Source organism: Sphingopyxis sp. SCN 67-31, from assembly GCF_001725095.1.
The window spans coordinates 55419-71736 of record NZ_MEFH01000068.1 but is presented as its reverse complement, the minus strand read 5'-3'; the positions used below and the strand labels follow the sequence as shown (position 1 = coordinate 71736).

26 protein-coding genes are annotated in these 16318 nt (G+C 67.3%); 21 read left to right on the top strand and 5 right to left on the bottom strand.

What is annotated here, in order from left to right; genetic code table 11:
- The first annotated feature begins 28 nt into the window (after window positions 1–28).
- The 17 genes from rpsC to ABS88_RS14350 all read left to right on the top strand — a co-directional run bounded on the left by rpsC (window position 29) and on the right by ABS88_RS14350 (window position 8623).
- Window positions 29–736 (top strand): 30S ribosomal protein S3, encoded by a 708-nt coding sequence (rpsC, locus tag ABS88_RS14430; protein ID WP_067108768.1) that lies wholly within the window; start codon window positions 29–31, stop codon window positions 734–736.
- A gap of 11 nt (window positions 737–747) precedes the next feature.
- Complete coding sequence (gene rplP / locus ABS88_RS14425; RefSeq protein ID WP_067108766.1) at window positions 748–1179, top strand: 50S ribosomal protein L16; 432 nt, start codon at window positions 748–750, stop codon at window positions 1177–1179.
- A 5-nt stretch (window positions 1180–1184) separates the two neighbouring features.
- Window positions 1185–1391: a 50S ribosomal protein L29 gene (gene rpmC / locus ABS88_RS14420; RefSeq protein ID WP_067108764.1), complete on the top strand. Its 207-nt coding sequence runs from the start codon at window positions 1185–1187 to the stop codon at window positions 1389–1391.
- Between the two features lie 10 nt (window positions 1392–1401).
- A complete protein-coding gene (rpsQ, locus tag ABS88_RS14415; protein ID WP_067108762.1) occupies window positions 1402–1695 on the top strand; it encodes a 30S ribosomal protein S17 in 294 nt (97 codons plus the stop codon).
- Window positions 1696–1752: 57 nt separating this feature from the next.
- Window positions 1753–2121, top strand: a complete 369-nt coding sequence (gene rplN / locus ABS88_RS14410; RefSeq protein ID WP_011543078.1) for a 50S ribosomal protein L14 — start codon at window positions 1753–1755, stop codon at window positions 2119–2121.
- A gap of 2 nt (window positions 2122–2123) precedes the next feature.
- Complete coding sequence (gene rplX / locus ABS88_RS14405) at window positions 2124–2444, top strand: 50S ribosomal protein L24 (RefSeq protein WP_067108760.1); 321 nt, start codon at window positions 2124–2126, stop codon at window positions 2442–2444.
- Window positions 2437–3015: a 50S ribosomal protein L5 gene (gene rplE / locus ABS88_RS14400; protein WP_067108758.1), complete on the top strand. Its 579-nt coding sequence runs from the start codon at window positions 2437–2439 to the stop codon at window positions 3013–3015. Before rplX ends, rplE begins: the two co-directional genes overlap by 8 nt.
- A 50-nt stretch (window positions 3016–3065) precedes the next feature.
- Window positions 3066–3371, top strand: coding sequence for a 30S ribosomal protein S14 (rpsN, locus tag ABS88_RS14395; RefSeq protein ID WP_067108754.1), 306 nt, complete (start codon window positions 3066–3068; stop codon window positions 3369–3371).
- A gap of 12 nt (window positions 3372–3383) precedes the next feature.
- Window positions 3384–3788 (top strand): 30S ribosomal protein S8, encoded by a 405-nt coding sequence (rpsH, locus tag ABS88_RS14390; RefSeq protein WP_067108750.1) that lies wholly within the window; start codon window positions 3384–3386, stop codon window positions 3786–3788.
- Window positions 3788–4321 (top strand): 50S ribosomal protein L6, encoded by a 534-nt coding sequence (gene rplF / locus ABS88_RS14385; RefSeq protein WP_067108742.1) that lies wholly within the window; start codon window positions 3788–3790, stop codon window positions 4319–4321. Before rpsH ends, rplF begins: the two co-directional genes overlap by 1 nt.
- A gap of 3 nt (window positions 4322–4324) precedes the next feature.
- Complete coding sequence (gene rplR / locus ABS88_RS14380; protein WP_067108739.1) at window positions 4325–4678, top strand: 50S ribosomal protein L18; 354 nt, start codon at window positions 4325–4327, stop codon at window positions 4676–4678.
- 2 nt (window positions 4679–4680) lie between these two features.
- Window positions 4681–5373 (top strand): 30S ribosomal protein S5, encoded by a 693-nt coding sequence (gene rpsE, locus ABS88_RS14375; protein WP_076073401.1) that lies wholly within the window; start codon window positions 4681–4683, stop codon window positions 5371–5373.
- Between the two features lie 4 nt (window positions 5374–5377).
- Window positions 5378–5563 carry a 50S ribosomal protein L30 gene (rpmD, locus tag ABS88_RS14370; protein WP_067108737.1) on the top strand — a complete coding sequence of 62 codons (186 nt, stop codon included), beginning with the start codon at window positions 5378–5380 and terminating at the stop codon, window positions 5561–5563.
- 7 nt (window positions 5564–5570) lie between these two features.
- Window positions 5571–5777 (top strand): DUF1737 domain-containing protein, encoded by a 207-nt coding sequence (locus tag ABS88_RS14365; protein WP_067180143.1) that lies wholly within the window; start codon window positions 5571–5573, stop codon window positions 5775–5777.
- A gap of 53 nt (window positions 5778–5830) precedes the next feature.
- Complete coding sequence (rplO, locus tag ABS88_RS14360; RefSeq protein ID WP_067108837.1) at window positions 5831–6316, top strand: 50S ribosomal protein L15; 486 nt, start codon at window positions 5831–5833, stop codon at window positions 6314–6316.
- Between the two features lie 229 nt (window positions 6317–6545).
- Window positions 6546–7919 carry a preprotein translocase subunit SecY gene (gene secY / locus ABS88_RS14355; protein WP_067108732.1) on the top strand — a complete coding sequence of 458 codons (1374 nt, stop codon included), beginning with the start codon at window positions 6546–6548 and terminating at the stop codon, window positions 7917–7919.
- Window positions 7920–7969: 50 nt separating this feature from the next.
- Window positions 7970–8623 carry an adenylate kinase gene (locus ABS88_RS14350; protein ID WP_067108722.1) on the top strand — a complete coding sequence of 218 codons (654 nt, stop codon included), beginning with the start codon at window positions 7970–7972 and terminating at the stop codon, window positions 8621–8623.
- Between the two features lie 201 nt (window positions 8624–8824).
- Here the strand turns inward: ABS88_RS14350 and ABS88_RS14345 are convergent, their stop codons facing one another.
- Window positions 8825–9145: a cupredoxin domain-containing protein gene (locus ABS88_RS14345; protein ID WP_076073404.1), complete on the bottom strand. Its 321-nt coding sequence runs from the start codon at window positions 9143–9145 to the stop codon at window positions 8825–8827.
- Window positions 9142–9669 (bottom strand): DUF4142 domain-containing protein, encoded by a 528-nt coding sequence (locus tag ABS88_RS14340; protein ID WP_067108715.1) that lies wholly within the window; start codon window positions 9667–9669, stop codon window positions 9142–9144. The genes ABS88_RS14345 and ABS88_RS14340 overlap by 4 nt, the downstream gene beginning before the upstream one ends.
- A 112-nt stretch (window positions 9670–9781) precedes the next feature.
- On the opposite strand from ABS88_RS14340, the gene folE reads away from it, so the two are divergent.
- The 3 genes from folE to ABS88_RS14325 all read left to right on the top strand — a co-directional run bounded on the left by folE (window position 9782) and on the right by ABS88_RS14325 (window position 11899).
- Window positions 9782–10441 carry a GTP cyclohydrolase I FolE gene (gene folE, locus ABS88_RS14335; protein WP_199775127.1) on the top strand — a complete coding sequence of 220 codons (660 nt, stop codon included), beginning with the start codon at window positions 9782–9784 and terminating at the stop codon, window positions 10439–10441.
- Window positions 10438–11124 (top strand): RNA polymerase sigma factor, encoded by a 687-nt coding sequence (locus tag ABS88_RS14330; RefSeq protein WP_076073405.1) that lies wholly within the window; start codon window positions 10438–10440, stop codon window positions 11122–11124. Before folE ends, ABS88_RS14330 begins: the two co-directional genes overlap by 4 nt.
- Before the next feature lie 106 nt (window positions 11125–11230).
- On the top strand, window positions 11231–11899 hold the full coding sequence (locus ABS88_RS14325; protein ID WP_076073406.1) for a hypothetical protein: 669 nt from the start codon (window positions 11231–11233) through the stop codon (window positions 11897–11899).
- Window positions 11900–12141: 242 nt separating this feature from the next.
- Here ABS88_RS14325 and ABS88_RS14320 read toward each other — a convergent pair whose 3' ends face one another.
- Together ABS88_RS14320 and ABS88_RS14315 are read right to left on the bottom strand one after the other, a co-directional pair.
- Window positions 12142–12669: a YceD family protein gene (locus ABS88_RS14320; RefSeq protein WP_076073407.1), complete on the bottom strand. Its 528-nt coding sequence runs from the start codon at window positions 12667–12669 to the stop codon at window positions 12142–12144.
- Window positions 12666–13208 carry a ubiquinol-cytochrome C chaperone family protein gene (locus ABS88_RS14315; RefSeq protein ID WP_076073408.1) on the bottom strand — a complete coding sequence of 181 codons (543 nt, stop codon included), beginning with the start codon at window positions 13206–13208 and terminating at the stop codon, window positions 12666–12668. Before ABS88_RS14315 ends, ABS88_RS14320 begins: the two co-directional genes overlap by 4 nt.
- Window positions 13209–13407: 199 nt before the next feature.
- Between ABS88_RS14315 and ABS88_RS14310 the strand changes: the two genes are divergently transcribed.
- Window positions 13408–13896 (top strand): outer membrane protein assembly factor BamE, encoded by a 489-nt coding sequence (locus ABS88_RS14310; RefSeq protein ID WP_067112146.1) that lies wholly within the window; start codon window positions 13408–13410, stop codon window positions 13894–13896.
- Window positions 13897–13940: 44 nt separating this feature from the next.
- On the opposite strand, the gene ABS88_RS14305 is transcribed toward ABS88_RS14310, so the two are convergent.
- Complete coding sequence (locus tag ABS88_RS14305; RefSeq protein ID WP_067112149.1) at window positions 13941–16205, bottom strand: NADP-dependent malic enzyme; 2265 nt, start codon at window positions 16203–16205, stop codon at window positions 13941–13943.
- Window positions 16206–16318: the final 113 nt, after the last annotated feature.

The following is a 16318-nucleotide window of genomic DNA, read 5'->3' as shown; positions in this document are numbered from 1 at the left end:
GTCCGCGAACAGGAAGAAGAGGCGTAAGATGGGCCAGAAGAGCAATCCGATCGGCCTGCGCCTGCAGGTCAACCGCACCTGGGACAGCCGCTGGTTCGCCGAAGGGCAGGACTATGGCCGCATGCTGGTCGAGGATCTGAAGATCCGCAAGTTCATCTTCAAGTCGCTGCCGCAGGCCGCGATCTCGAAGGTGGTGATCGAGCGTCCCGCGAAGCTGTGCCGCGTGTCGATCTATGCCGCCCGTCCGGGCGTCATCATCGGCAAGAAGGGCGCCGACATCGAGAAGCTGCGCAAGAAGTTGGGCGAGATGACGGGCAGCGACGTGTCGCTGAACATCGTCGAGATCCGCAAGCCCGAGGTCGACGCCAAGCTCGTCGCACAGGGCATCGCCGACCAACTCGAACGCCGTGTCGCCTTCCGCCGCGCGATGAAGCGCGCGGTGCAGTCGGCGATGCGCCTCGGCGCCGAGGGCATCCGCATCAACTGCGCCGGCCGTCTGGGCGGCGCCGAGATCGCGCGCACCGAATGGTATCGCGAGGGCCGGGTGCCGCTGCACACGCTGCGCGCCAACGTCGACTATGCCGAGGCCGAAGCCCACACCGCCTATGGCGTGTGCGGGATCAAGGTCTGGATCTTCAAGGGCGAGATTCTCGGCCACGACCCGATGGCGACCGACCGGCTGATGCTCGACGCGCAGACGTCGGGCGTTCGCCCGGCGCGCGATGAACGCCGCTAAGGACTGCTGACATGCTGCAACCGAAGAAAACCAAGTTCCGCAAGGCCTTCAAAGGCCGCATCCACGGCCTCGCCAAGGGCGGCACGACGCTGAACTTCGGCTCCTATGGCCTGAAGGCGATGGAGCCGGAGCGCATCACCGCCCGCCAGATCGAAGCGGCGCGCCGCGCGATCAGCCGTGCGATCAAGCGCCAGGGCCGCCTGTGGATCCGCGTCTTCCCCGACCTTCCCGTGTCGTCGAAGCCCGCCGAAGTCCGCATGGGCAAGGGCAAGGGCGCGCCCGAATATTGGGCCGCGCGCGTGAAGCCGGGCCGCATCCTGTTCGAACTCGACGGCGTCCCCGGCCCGGTGGCCGCGCTGGCGTTCGAGCGCGCGGCGATGAAGCTGCCGATCAAGACCAAGGTCGTCGCCCGCCTCGGCGACACCTCGCACCTGGAGGGCTGAGGGCCATGGCCAAAAGTGAAGACGTGACCAAGAAGACCGACGACCAGCTCTCCGAAGAGCTGGGCGAGCTGAAGCGCGAGGCGTTCAACCTGCGTTTCCAGGCCGCCACCGGCCAGCTCGAAAAGGCCTCGCGGGTCAAGGACGTGCGGCGCACCATCGCCCGCATCAAGACCGAGCAGACCGCGCGCGTCCGCGCGGCTGCCGCGAAGTAAGGAGACTGTCATGCCGAAGCGCATTCTGACCGGCACGGTGGTGTCCGACAAGGGCGACAAGACCGTCGTGGTGAAGGTGGAGCGGAAGGTCAAGCACCCGCTCTACGGCAAGATCATCCGCCGCTCGAAGAAGTATCACGCCCACGATGAGGACAACAGCTTCAAGGCTGGCGAGACCGTCCGCATCGAGGAAACGAAGCCGATTTCGAAGCTGAAGACCTGGAAGGTGCTCGACAAGGTCGAGACCCCCACCAAGGCGAAGGCGGCCCCCGCTCCGGCCCCCGCGGCCGAAGTCGAGGCGTAAGAGTTTCACGGAACCGCCGGGACGGCCCGGTAGGCCAAGGAAGAAGGAAATGCATCGATGATCCAGATGCAGTCACAATTGGAAGTCGCCGACAACAGCGGCGCGAAGCGCGTCCAGTGCATCAAGGTGCTGGGCGGGTCGAAGCGTCGCACCGCCGGCGTCGGCGACGTGATCGTCGTGTCGATCAAGGAAGCGCAGCCGCGCGGCAAGGTGAAGAAGGGTGACGTGCATCGCGCCGTCATCGTCCGCACCGCCAAGGACGTGCGCCGCGCCGACGGATCGGTGATCCGTTTCGACAGCAACGCCGCCGTGCTCGTCAACAAGAACGAGGAGCCGATCGGCACCCGTATCTTCGGCCCCGTCGTCCGCGAACTGCGCGGCCGCGGCTATATGAAGATCATCAGCCTGGCGCCGGAGGTGCTTTGACCATGTCGATGGCCAAGATCAAGAAGGGCGACACGGTCGTCGTCCTGTCCGGCAAGGACAAGGGCAAGACCGGTGAAGTGACGCAGAGCCTGCCGAAGGACGGCAAGGTCGTCGTCGCGGGCGTCAACGTCATCACCCGCCACCGCAAGCCGAGCCAGGCGAACCCGCAGGGCGGCCTCGAACGCAAGGAAGCGCCGCTGCACGTCAGCAAGGTCGCGATCGCCGACCCCAAGTCGGGCAAGCCGACGCGCGTCCGCTTCGAAACCAAGGACGGCAAGAAGGTCCGCGTGGCCGTGAAGTCCGGGGAGACCATCAATGGCTGACAAATACACCCCGCGCATGAAGTCGCTCTATGACGACAACATCGTCAAGGCGATGATCGACAAGTTCGGTTACAAGAATGCGATGGAAGTGCCGAAGATCGAGAAGATCACGCTCAACATGGGCGTGGGCGACGCGGTCCAGGACAAGAAGAAGGTCGATACCGCCGCTTCGGAAATGGAGCTGATCGCGGGGCAGAAGCCCGTGATCACCAAGGCGAAGAAGTCGATCGCCGGCTTCAAGCTGCGCGAAGGCATGCCGATCGGCTGCAAGGTGACGCTGCGCCGCGAGCGGATGTACGAATTCCTCGACCGGCTGATCACCATCGCGATGCCGCGCATCCGCGACTTTCGCGGCGTGTCGGCGAAGAGCTTCGACGGCCGTGGCAATTATGCCATGGGCCTGAAAGAGCAGATCATCTTCCCCGAGATCAACTATGACCGCATCGATTCGGTGCGCGGCATGGACGTGATCGTGACCACCACCGCCCGCACGGACGACGAAGCCCGCGAACTGCTCCGGCTGTTCGGCTTCCCCTTCCCGATCGAGGCCAAGGAAAAGGAAGCCGCCTGATCCCGCGGGATCAGGCCGTGCTCTCTCAATAAGGAAAGAGAACTTAAGTCATGGCGAAACTGAGTTCGGTGAACAAGAACGAGCGTCGCAAGCGTCTGGTGAAGAAATATGCCGGTCGCTACGCGAAGCTGAAGGCCATCGCGGCCGACACCTCGCTCGACGATGGCGAGCGCCTGATCGCGCGCCTGAAGATGGCGGAGATTCCGCGCAACGGCAACCCGACCCGCATCCGCAACCGGTGCGAGCTGACCGGCCGTCCGCGCGCCTATTATCGCAAATTCCGGCTGTGCCGCGTTCAGCTGCGCGATCTGGCCAACAAGGGCCTGATCCCCGGCGTTGTGAAGTCGAGCTGGTAAGGAACACGCAAGATGGCAATGACCGATCCTTTGGGTGATATGCTCACCCGCATCCGCAACGGCCAGCAGGCGAAGAAGGACAGCGTCCTGACTCCCGCCTCGACGCTGCGTGTCCGCGTTCTCGACGTGCTGAAGCGCGAAGGCTATATCCGTGGCTACAGCGAGGAAGCGCTGGGCGCGAAGGGCCAGCACAAGGGCCTGCGCATCGAGCTGAAATATTTCGAGGGCCAGCCCGCGATCCGCCATGTGGCGCGCGTTTCCAAGCCCGGCCGCCGCGTCTATTCGGGCTCGAAAGAGCTGCCGATCGTGCGCAACGGCCTGGGCATCACCATCGTGTCGACCCCGCGCGGCGTCCTGTCGGATGCCGAGGCGCGCGAGCATAATGTCGGCGGCGAAGTGCTGGCGGAGGTGTTCTGATGTCTCGCATCGGTAAAAGGGCAGTCGAGATTCCCAGCGGCGTCACCGCCGCGATCGATGGCGGCACGCTGTCGGTCAAGGGCCCCAAGGGCACGCTGGCGATGCCGCTGTCCGACATCATCAAATATGAGGTCGGCGAAGGCAGCATTTCGGTACAGCCGGCGAACGACAGCCGCGAAGCGCGGGCCTTCTGGGGCATGCAGCGCACGCTGGTCCAGAATCTGGTCACGGGCGTGACCGAGGGCTTCACCAAGGTCCTCGAGATCACCGGCGTCGGCTATCGCGCCAACGCGCAGGGCAAGAACCTGAAGCTGAACCTCGGCTACAGCCACGATGTCGACTATGCGGTGCCCGAGGGCATCGAGATCAAGACGCCGGACAACACGACGATCGAGATCAGCGGCATCGACAAGCAGAAGGTCGGCCAGGTCGCGGCGGAGATCCGCCGCTGGCGCAAGCCCGAACCCTACAAGGGCAAGGGCATCAAGTATCGCGGCGAGTACATCTTCCGCAAAGAAGGCAAGAAGAAGTAAGCCATGGCACATCTCACCCCTTTCCAAAAACGTCGCCAGCGCGTCCGCACCGCGCTCCGTCTGCGCGCCGCCGGGCGTCCCCGCCTGTCGGTGCACCGTTCGGGCCGCCATATCTATGCGCAGCTCATCGATGACGCCGCCGGCAAGACGCTGGCCGCGGCCTCGACGCTCGACAAGGATCTGCGCGGCAAGACCGGCGCGACCGCGGAGGCCGCTGCCGAGGTGGGCAAGCGCCTTGCCGACGCCGCCAAGAAGGCGGGCGTGACGCAGGTCGTGTTCGACCGTGGCGGCTTCCTGTTCCACGGGCGCATCAAGGCGCTGGCCGACGCGGCGCGCGAAGGCGGATTGGAGTTCTAAGCATGGCTGACGAAGTACAGAACGTCGAAGGCGCGGTCGAAACGACCGAAAACACCGGCGCTCCCCGCCGTGGCCGTGGCGGCCGCGACGGCGGTCGCGGGGGTCGTGACGGTGGCCGTGGCCGCCGCGACGATCGCCGTCCGCGCGACGAGGACGGCGGCGAGGAGCTGATCGAGAAGCTCGTCCACATCAACCGCGTGTCGAAGACGGTGAAGGGCGGCAAGCGCTTTGGTTTCGCCGCGCTCGTCGTCGTCGGCGACGGCAAGGGCCGCGCCGGTTTCGGCCATGGCAAGGCGCGCGAAGTGCCCGAGGCGATTTCGAAGGCGACTGCCGCCGCGAAGAAGGCGATGATCCGCGTTCCGCTGCGCGACGGCCGCACGCTGCACCATGACGGCCGCGGCCATTTCGGCGCGGGCAAGGTCACGGTGCGCTCGGCCCCCGCGGGGACCGGCATCATCGCCGGCGGCCCGATGCGCGCCGTGTTCGAATCGCTGGGCGTCGCCGACGTGGTGACCAAGTCGGTCGGCACCTCGAACCCCTATAACATGATCCGCGCGACCTTCGAGGCGCTGGGCGAACAGACCAGCCCCAAGTCGGTGGCGCAGCGTCGCGGCAAGAAGGTTTCGGACCTGATCAAGCGGGGCGGCGCGGCCGACCGCGTGGCCGAGGCCGAAGCCGCGGCGGTGACGGAGTAAGACGATGGCCGACAAGACGATCAAGATCCGCCAGATCGGCTCGCCGATCCGCCGGCCCAAGGACCAGCGCAAGATCCTGACCGGCCTCGGGCTGGGCAAGATGAACCGCGAGGTCGAGCTGGTCGACACCCCGGAAGTGCGCGGCATGATCCGCAAGCTTCCGCACATGGTGGAAATCATCGAGGGCTGACGCACCGATGAAGCTCTATCGCCTGTTGACCGGACCCGACGACAGCGCCTTCTGCGCGCGCGTCGAGGGGCTGCTCAACCGGGGATGGCAGCTTCACGGCAGCCCGTCGATCACCCAGGTCGATGGCCGCGGCTACGTCGCCCAGGCCATCGTGATGGAGAAGGCCGGGCCCTATCCCGGCTTTCAGCCGTCGAGTGAAATCGAACCGGACTAGCCCCCGAGGGGACGGTCCATAGCGCGAACACAGCGAAAGCGAGTGCAATGACTATCAAGCTCAACGATCTTCGTGACAACAATGGCGCCCGCAAGGGCCGGATGCGGGTCGGACGCGGCATCGGCTCGGGCAAGGGCAAGACCGGCGGCCGCGGCCAGAAGGGCCAGAAGAGCCGCAGCGGCGTTTCGATCAACGGCTTCGAGGGCGGCCAGATGCCGCTCCACATGCGGATTCCGAAGCGCGGGTTCAACAACATCTTCGCGAAGGACTTCGCGATCGTGAACCTGGGGCAGGTCCAGAAGCTGGTCGATGCGAAGAAGCTCGACCCGAAGAAGACCGTCGACCACGCCGCGCTGAAGGCCGCGGGCGTCGCGCGCGGCGGCAAGGACGGCGTCCGCCTCCTCGCCAAGGGCGAACTGACCGCCAAGCTGAGCTTCGCGGTCGCCGGCGCGTCGAAGGGCGCGGTCGCCGCGGTCGAGAAGGCCGGCGGCAAGGTCGAACTGCCCGCCGCCGCCGCCGAGGAAGCGAAGGCGGAGTAAGGAATTGCGAGGGGGCGGTTCGGATCCGGACCGCCCCCTCGCCATTTAGAGACGATAGATTCGCGTTCGTGTCGAGCGAAGTCGAGACACCCATCAATGCGAACGGATAGATGGGGCGCTGTGAAGATCGCACCCCCAAATGGGCCTTTCCCCTTGCGCTTCGGCCTGAGCGAACGCACATAGGCGCCCGGGTCGCGGGGGGCGCGGTCCGCCACTGAGGAAAGATAGCATGGCCTCTCGCGCCGACCAGTTTGCTGCCAATCTGAACTTCTCGAAGTTCGGTCAGGCGACGGAGCTCAAGAACCGCATCTGGTTCACGATCGGTGCGCTGGTCGTCTTTCGCTTCCTGTCCTATGTTCCGCTGCCGGGCGTCGACCCGGTCGCGCTGTCGCAGCTGTACAGCCAGGCGGCGTCGGGCGGCGTGCTCGACCTGTTCAACACCTTCTCGGGCGGCAGCCTCGAGCGCATGAGCATCATCGCGCTCGGCGTCATGCCCTATATCACCGCCTCGATCGTCGTGCAGCTTGCCGCGGCGCTGTCGCCGACGCTTGCCGCGCTCAAGAAAGAGGGCGAGAGCGGGCGCACCAAGCTCAACCAGTATACGCGCTACGGTACGGTCGGGCTGACCGCGATTCAGGGCTATTTCGTCGCGGTGGGGCTCGAGACGCTGGGCGCCAGCCAGGGCGTCGGCGCCGTGGTCGATCCCGGCATGCTGTTCCGCATCGGCGCCGTCATCAGCATCGTCGGCGGCACGCTGTTCCTGATGTGGCTGGGCGAGCAGATCACCAGCCGCGGCATCGGCAACGGCGTCTCGCTGATCATCATGGCGGGCATTCTGGCCCAGCTGCCGCGCAGCTTCAGTCAGATGTTCACCCAGGTCCGCGAAGGTTCGATGGGCGGCGGCACCGTCCTGCTCGTCTTCGTCGGCGGCGCGGCGATCATCGCCTTCATCAGCTTCATGGAACTCGCGCAGCGCCGCGTCCTCGTCCAGTATCCGAAGCGCGCGACCCAGCGCGGGGTGATGCAGGCCGATCGCAGCCACCTGCCGCTCAAGGTCAACACCGCGGGCGTGATCCCGCCGATCTTCGCCTCGTCGCTGCTGCTGATGCCGCTGACCATCACCCAGATGCTCGGCAACCGCGTGTCGGGCGAATCGGTGTGGGGCGATTTCCTGATCACGCTCAACCAGTATCTGGCGGTCGGGCAGCCGCTCTACATGGGCCTCTATGGCGCGAGCATCATCTTCTTCTGCTTCTTCTATGTCGCGGTCGTCTTCAACCCCGAGGAAACCGCCGACAATCTGAAGCGGCAGAACGGCTTCATCCCCGGCATCCGCCCGGGCAAGAACACCGCCGCCTATCTCGATTTCGTGCTGACGCGCATCACGGTGATCGGCGCGACCTATCTGGCGCTGATCTGCCTCATTCCCGAATATTTCATCGCCAACGCCGGCCTGCCCGTCCACCTCGGCGGCACCAGCCTGCTGATCGTCGTCAACGTGACCATCGACACGATCACCCAGATGCAGAGCCACATGCTGGCGCATCAATATGGCGACCTGATCAAGAAGGCCAAACTGAAAGGCGGCATTGCACGCCGCTGAGGCGTCGGTTACGGCCACCGCGACGGATCAGGGAACAAAGAGGGGCTTTCATGACGCGCAACATCATCTTGCTCGGCCCGCCGGGAGCGGGGAAGGGGACGCAGGCCTCGCGGCTCGAGCAGGAGCATGGCATGATCCAGCTCTCGACCGGCGACATGCTGCGCGCCGCGGTCAAGGCGGGCACGCCGACCGGCCAGCAGGCGAAGGCGGTGATGGACGCGGGCGGGCTGGTGTCGGACGAAATCGTTTCGGGCCTGATCGGCGAGCGGCTCGACGAACTGGGCGGCGACACGTCGGTCATCTTCGACGGCTATCCGCGCACCGCGGCGCAGGCGACCGCGCTCGACGAAATCCTGGCGGCGCGCGGCCGCAAGCTCGACCATGTCATCGAACTGGTTGTCGACGAGGATGCGCTCGTCGACCGCATCACCGGGCGTTTCTCCTGCGCGCAGTGCGGCGAAGGGTATCACGACCGCCACAAGCAGCCGAAGGTCGCGGAAACCTGCGACGTCTGCGGCAGCCACGAGTTCAAGCGGCGTCCCGACGACAATGAGGAGACGGTGCGCACGCGCATGGCCGAATATCGCGCCAAGACCGCGCCGATCCTGCCGATCTACGAAGCGCGCGGCATCGTCAGCAAGGTCGACGGCATGGCGCCGATCGAAACGGTGAACGGCGCGATCGAGGCGATCCTCGGCGGCTAGACTCTGATGACTTTGGATTGACCCGCTTCGTCTTTGCGACCCCGGACCTGATCCGGGGGAAGCAATCCAGAGCGGTTACCGCACGCTCTGGATTGCCGCGCGGCTCCGCCGCTCGCAATGACGAGTCCATTCGATGTCATCACGGTCCAGAACCGGCCCATCCGGTCCTGCGGCTCGTCCGGCGTTCGGACCTGAAAGCCGTTAGCGCCCGACGATCAGCGTCCCCGTCATGCCCGGATGATAGATGCAATAGAAGCGGACGGCGCCGGGCCGCCTGAGCGTGGTCCTGCCGCTCTTTCCCGCCGGCAGATCGACGTTGAAGCTGCCGTTGCGCGCGGTGGCGGTGTGCCGGAACAGGTCCTTGTTGATCCACAGGATCGTGTCGCCGACCCGAACCCCCGGCGGTACGGGACCGAATTTCATCTTATCGATCACGACCTGGTGCACGCGGGGCGCGGGCGCCGCGCCGCCGAGCAGCGGCACGGCGGCGAGCGCGAGGGTGCAGAGGAGCGCGCGCCTCACCGGAGGCTCGCGGCCAGATGCTCGGCGTGCTTCTGATGCTCCCCGAACAGCGTCAGCCCGGTTTCGAGCAGCGATTTCAGCTCGCCATTGCTGGCGGACGGAATCAGCAGGTCGCGCAGCGCGCCGTTGACCGTCGCATGATAGGCGACTTCATTCGCGACATAGGCGCGGTCGAAGGCGGCGCCGTCGAGCTTCGCTAGCTCGTCGTGCTTCTGCGCCGCCTGCGCGGTCAGCGCGGCGCTCGTCGCATTGGCCTCCGGCGTCACGCCGAGCCGCCCGACCAGCGCCAGCGCCTGTTCGTTCACCGCGCCATGGTCGCGCACCATCTCTTCGGCGAACGCCCGCACCGCCGGATTCTTCGATTTGACGAGCGCCTGCTTGCCGGCGTCGATGTCGATCTGCCCCGCCGTGTAGGCGATGTGGGCGATCTGCGCGTCGCCGGGCTTCGCCGCGTCGTGCGACCAGGCCGTGCCGCCGACGGCGAGCGCCGCCGCGGCGCCGATCCGCAGGAATGTCTTGAGCATCGTGCTTCTCCTTGTCCGAATGCGGCCATTGGATGGCGCCGCCGCAAGAAGGTTCCCGGGAACCTGTCGCGCGGCGCGGCATCCAATGGGCGTCACGAGGCTGGAGGCGCGAATGGAGATGTACGATCCGGATCCCGAACCGGTCGCGATGGCGGCGGGCGAATCCCCGTGCGGGGCGGCGGCGCCGTCGCAGGCCGCGGTCGAGGCGGCGGTCCGCACCCTGATCGCCGCGGCGGGCGACGATCCCGCGCGCGAGGGGCTGGCCGACACGCCGGCGCGGGTGGCGCGTGCCTATCGCGAATGGTTCGCCGGCTATCGGGTCGATCCGCATCGCCTGCTGGACCGCAGCTTCGGCGATGCGGCGGGCTATGACGAAACCGTCCTGCTGCGCTCGATTCCGCTCGTTTCGACGTGCGAGCATCATCTGGCGCCGATCGTCGGGGTCGCGCACGTCGCCTATCGCCCGCGAGGCCGGGTGGTCGGCATCTCCAAGCTGTCGCGGCTCGTCGACGCCTATGCGCGGCGGCTGCAGTTGCAGGAACGGCTGACGCGGCAGATCGCCGCGGCGCTCGACGAGGCCTTGCAACCGCGCGGGGTTGCGGTGATCATAGAGGCCACGCACGGCTGCATGACGACGCGCGGGGTTCGGCAGCACGGCGTGTCGCTGGTCACCAAATGCTGGCTTGGCGAGTTCGGCGCCGACGCCGCGCTTCGCCGCGAACTGCTCGCGTCGTTGCCGTGTCGGGGCAATGGTGGGAGGATGGACGGATGACGGTGCAGACCCGGACCGATCCCGGCACCCTGTCCGACGTCGAACTGGCGGCGCGGATCGCCGCGCGCGACCGCGATGCGGTGCGGATCGTCACCGAACGCAACAACCAGCGGCTGTTCCGCGTCGCCTGGAGCGTGCTCAAGGAACGCGCCGAGGCCGAGGACGTCGTGCAGAGCACCTATATGCGCGGCTTCGCGGCGATCGACAGCTTCGCGGGCCGCTCATCGCTGTCGACCTGGCTGACGCGGATCGCGATCAACGAGGCGCTGGGCCGCGCCCGGGCGCGCGAGCGCCGGCGAAAGCGGCTCGATGCGACATCGGTCGTCGACCTCAACGATTATCGGGATCATCTGATGCGCGGATCGATGCAGGGCAGCAAGCCGGACGCCGAACTGGCGCAGGGCCAGATACGCGAGATGCTGGAGGCGGCGATCGCGCAGCTTCCGTCCGAATTTCGCACCACCTTCGTCCTGCGCGAGATCGAAGGCGTGTCGGTGGAGGATGCGGCGGCGCTGCTCGGCATCTCGCCGGCGACGGTCAAGACGCGCTGCCTGCGGGCGCGGCGGCGGCTCCAGCAATTGCTGTCGCCCGAGCTTCGCCTCGCGCTCAGCGGCAGCTTCCCCTTCGCCGGCGCCGACTGCCATGCGCTGACCGCGCGCGTCGTGGCGCAATGGTGCGGTTGAAACGGGCGCCGCTTCGACTCGGGTGATTTCCTCCGCGCGGAAAAGCCATTATGTCCGCACGGTATCGCCGCCGATCGGGCGCGGCGCCGGGCTGGGGGAATGGGACATGAAGCGCAGAAGCTGTTTCGCCGGGGCGCTGTTCGCCGCGGCGGTCGTTGCCGCGCCGGCGCAGGCCAAGGTGATCGACCAAGGCGATGCCGGCTTCACCGTCGCGCACACGGCGCAGGTCGCGGCGAGCCCCGACGATGTGTGGGCGATGCTTCGCATGCCCCAGAAATGGTGGTCGAAGGAGCATAGCTGGTCGGGCGATGCCGCCAATTTCTGGCTCGATTCGCAGGCCGGCGGCTGTTTCTGCGAAAAGCTGCCCGATACGGGGTCGGGGATGGGCAGCGTCCAGCATGCGCGCATCCTGTTCGCGAAGCCGAACCAGCTGCTGCGCCTGTCGGGCGCGCTGGGTCCGTTGCAGGGCGAGGCGCTGGCCGGCACGCTGACGATCCAGATCAAGGAGATGCCGACGGGCAGCGCGATCCGCTTCGACTATGTCGTCGGCGGCTATATGCGCTTCAAGATCGCCGACATCGCGCCCACGGTCGACGCGGTGATCGGCGAACAGCTCGCCGGGCTGGCGAACGCCCTCGGCGGCGCGCTGGCGGTCGAGCGCGGGAACGACAGGGACGACGAGACGAAGCCGGACGCCGAAGACAGGGAATCGGCGCGTGAGCCGGGGCTCGACGCCGCGGTCGCGGATCTCGTCAGGGAAGCGCCGAAGGATTAGGCCGAATGGCGGGTTCGATTTCCGCTGGATCGATTCGCGCAGAGGCGCTGAGATCGCAGAGAAGAAGGGGAGTTCAGGGGGCGTGGCCGACCGGCCCCTTGATCCGCCGGCTTAGCGGATGATGACATCGAATGGACTCGTCATTGCGAGCGGAGCGAAGCAATCCAGAGCGGTTTACACCGCTCTGGATTGCCGCGCGGCTTTGCCGCTCGCAATGACGAGTCCATTCGATGCACGCCGCTCTAGGCGTCCGGCTTGCTGCGCAGCCGGGCGAGTGCCGCGAAGGGGCCCGCCTGTTCCTCGCTCAGCACGCCCTTTTCGGCGAGGATGCGGTCGGCGTCGGGGTGGCGCGGGAAAGGGTCGAGCGCGAGCGACAGCGTCTGGACCGCCGCTTCGCCCAGATCGATCCGGTCGCCGTCGAGCGGCAATATGTCGCAATCCTCGCCGCTGATCTCGATCTCTTCATCGGCCGCGTCTCCGGTCTCCACCTCGCGCAGGAAGCGCAGGTCGAACGCTTCGCGCAGCGTCGCGGGCACCGGCAGGTCGGTCGCGGCGCACGACTGCACGACATCGGCCTCGACCGCGCCCGTCGCGGCGATGCCGCCGGCGACCGCGCGCACATCGGCCGTCAGCGCGAAGCGGTCGAGCGCGACCAGCCCGAGCCGCGTGGCGATGCGCGTGCGCGCCGCGGCGTCGGCCTCGATCGCGATGCAGCGCCCCTGTCCGGCCTCGGCCAGTGTCACGAGGTGCGAAAATTCGGTCGCGCTCATGCCCCGTCTCCGGCCGCGTCTCCGGGCAGCCGGTCGGCGGCGATCAGCGCGGCGACGGGCATCGCCGCCAACCCCGTGCGCAGCGCCGCCACCTGCGCCTCGACATGCGCGAGCGCGGCTTCGGCGGGTGCCTGTCCGCGCCACAGGTTGCGGACCAGCGCCGCGCGCAGTTCGGGCGAGCCGTCGGGCGCGGCATAGGCGCCCAGCCGTCCGCCGAGCGCCCCCATCATCCGCCCGACCTGTTTGCCGACGACCATGTCGCCGAAGCCGATCTGGCGCATCTGGCCGTCCATGTCGGCGACGAACAATTCGGTGAGCTGCACGCCGGCGATCGCCTGCTCCGGCTCTTCGTCGATCCGGTGGAGAACCAGCGCGAGCACGAGGCTGATCATGTCGAAACGCCCGTCGAGCGTGTCGGGAACGCCGCCCTCGACATACCAGTGCGGGGCGCGGGCCGTCGCGACGATCGCCTGCCACAGCGGGCGGCGCGCCTCGCGCGGGTCGGGGTCGGGCCGAAAGAGTTTGCGGAGCGAGATCATCCCGTCCGCTTAGGCGCAATCGGCGGCGCGGAAAAGGGGGCGGCTGTCGCCGGGCGCGCCGGGGCGGCGGCGCGACAAGCGGCTTGTGCGCCGCGCCTGCTTGCGGTTAAGAGGCGCGGGAGATGCGCAGCGGCCTGCGTCGGTCGCCGGGGCGGGCGGCCAGGGGCGAGGTCAGGACTGCGCGCGACGGAGATTGCTGATGTTCGAAGCCAAGCCTGTCCTTGCCGCCCCCCGCCTGCGCCTGCTGGCGGTGGGACTGATCGTCGCGCTGGCCGCCAGCGGCTGCACGCAGCTTCGCGGGCGGCAGGGCTATGTGGTCGACCCGGTGCTGACCGACGCGATCACCCCCGGGGTCGACAATCGCGAATCGGTCGAACGGACGCTGGGCCACCCGACCTTCGTCGGCCAGTTCAGCAACAACGAATATTATTATCTGTCGCGCGAGACGCGGGCGCTGGCCTTCGCCAATCCGCGTCCGGTCGCGCAGCAGGTGCTGCGGGTCCGCTTCGACCCCGCGGGCAATGTCGCCGCGGTCGATCGCACCGGGCTCGACCAGGTCAGCAAGATCAACCCCAATGGCGACAAGACGCCGACGCTGGGCCGCAGCCGCAGCTTCTTCGAGGACATCTTCGGCAATATCGGCGCCGTCGGAGCGCCGGGCATGGGCGGCGGAACGCCCGGCCAATAAGGCTCTCGCCCTCCCCGCCGCCGGTATGCGGGGGGAGGGTGGTCCTACCCCGCGATGCCGCCGGCGGCGAGCACGGCCAGCGTCACGAGATCGGATGCCGGCGACGCCATCGTCGCGACCTGCACCGGCTTTTCCATCCCGATCAGCATCGGGCCGATGACGGCGCTGCCGCCCAGTTCGCGCAGCAGCTTCGCCGACAGATTGCCCGATTGCAGCCCCGGCATGACCAGCACGTTCGCCGGGCCCGACAGGCGGCAGAAGGGGTAGTTCGCCATCACCTTCGCGTTGAGCGCGACGTCGGGCGCGATCTCGCCCTCATATTCGAATTCGGGCCGGCGTTCGTCGAGGATGTGCACCGCGTCGCGGATATTGTCTAGCCACGACCCCGGCGGGTTGCCGAAGGTCGAATAGGAGAGGAAGGCGACGCGCGGTTCGTGCCCCATGCGCCGCGCGACCTGCGCGGTGCGTTCGGCGATGTCGGCGAGCATTTCCGCCGAGGGGCGTTCGTTGACCGTCGTGTCGGCCATGAAGATGGTGTGATGCTGGCCGACGAGGACGTGGATGCCGAAGGCGGTCTTGCCCTCTGCCGGGTCGATCACGCGGCGCACCTCGCGCATCGTCTGCGAATAGGTGCGGGTGACGCCGGTGATCATCGCATCGCCGAGGCCGAGCTTGAGCAGCAGCGAGCCGAAGATGTTGCGGTCGCGGTTGACCATCCGTTCGATGTCGCGGCGCAGATAGCCGCGGCGCTGGAGCCGCTCGTAGAGCATCTCGACCATCTGCGGGACATGCGGCGAATTGACGCTGTTGTGGACCTCGAAGCTTTCGGGGTCGGCGACGCCCATGTCGCGCAGCATGTCGTGCAGCCCTTCGCGCCCGACGAGCACCGGAATGCCGTAGCCGCCGTCGCGGAACTGGATCGCGGCGCGCAGCACCACCTCTTCCTCGCCCTCGGCGAAGACGACGCGCTTCGGATTCGCCCGCGCCGCTTCATAGGCGAGGGTGAGCACCGAGGTCGTCGGGTTGAGCCGGGCGCGCAGCCGGGTGCGATATTCGGCCATGTCGGCGATCGGCCGCTGCGCGACGCCGCTGTCGATCGCCGCCTTCGCGACCGCGGCGGGGACGATTTCCATCAGCCGCGGGTCGAAGGGCGAGGGGATGATATATTCGGGGCCGAAGCTGGCGGCGCGCCCGCCATAGGCCGCCGCGACCTCTTCGGGCACCTGCTGGCGCGCGAGGTCGGCGATGGCGTAGGCGGCGGCGATCTTCATCTCCTCGTTGATCGCGGTCGCGCGCACGTCGAGCGCGCCGCGGAAGATGAAGGGGAAGCACAGGACGTTGTTGACCTGGTTCGGATAGTCCGAGCGCCCGGTCGCGATGATCGCGTCGGGCCGCGCGGCGCGCGCGTCGGGCGGCGAGATTTCGGGGTCCGGATTCGCCATCGCGAAGATGATCGGCGCCGGCGCCATGTCCTTCACCATCTCCGGCTTGAGCGCGCCCGCGGCCGAGAGGCCGAGGAAGACGTCGGCGCCCTTGAGCGCCTGCATCAGGTCGCGCGCCTCGGTCGGCACCGCGTGCGCCGACTTCCACTGGTCCATCCCTTCGGCGCGGCCCTGGTAGATCGTGCCCTTGCGATCGCACATGATGACGTTTTCGTGGCGGACGCCCATCGCCTTGATCAGTTCGGTGCAGGCGATCGCCGCGGCGCCGGCGCCGTTGACGACCACCTTGATGTCCTTGAGGTCGCGCCCGGTCAGGTGGCAGGCGTTGATCAGGCCGGCGGCGGTGATGATCGCGGTGCCATGCTGGTCGTCATGGAACACCGGGATGTTCATCTTTTCCTTGAGCGCCGCCTCGATGATGAAGCAGTTGGGCGCGGCGATATCCTCGAGGTTGATGCCGCCGAAGCTCGGTTCGAGCAGTTCGACCGCGTCGATGAAGGCCTGCGGGTCCTCGGTATCGACCTCGAGGTCGATCGAATCGACGTCGGCGAAGCGCTTGAAGAGGACGGCCTTGCCCTCCATCACCGGCTTCGAGGCGAGCGCGCCCAGATTGCCGAGGCCGAGGATCGCGGTGCCGTTCGAGATGACGGCGACGAGGTTGCCCTTGGCGGTATAATCGTAGGCGGTGGCGGGGTCGTCGGCGATGGCCTTGACCGGGACCGCGACGCCTGGGGAGTAGGCGAGGCTCAGGTCGCGCTGGGTCGCCATCGGTTTCGACGCGACGATCTCGATTTTGCCGGGTCGGCCGTGTTCGTGGTAGAGCAGGGCCTCTCGGTCCGAAAATTGCACCTTGCTGCCGCTGTCCATATTTTTCCCCTTGGGTTCGTTCAAGGCCCGCGCCGTTTCCCAATCCCCTAGCGTCACCGGCGGCGATTGTAACCGGGCTGAGCGAAAAAGATTCGCGGGACAGGGGCCATCCG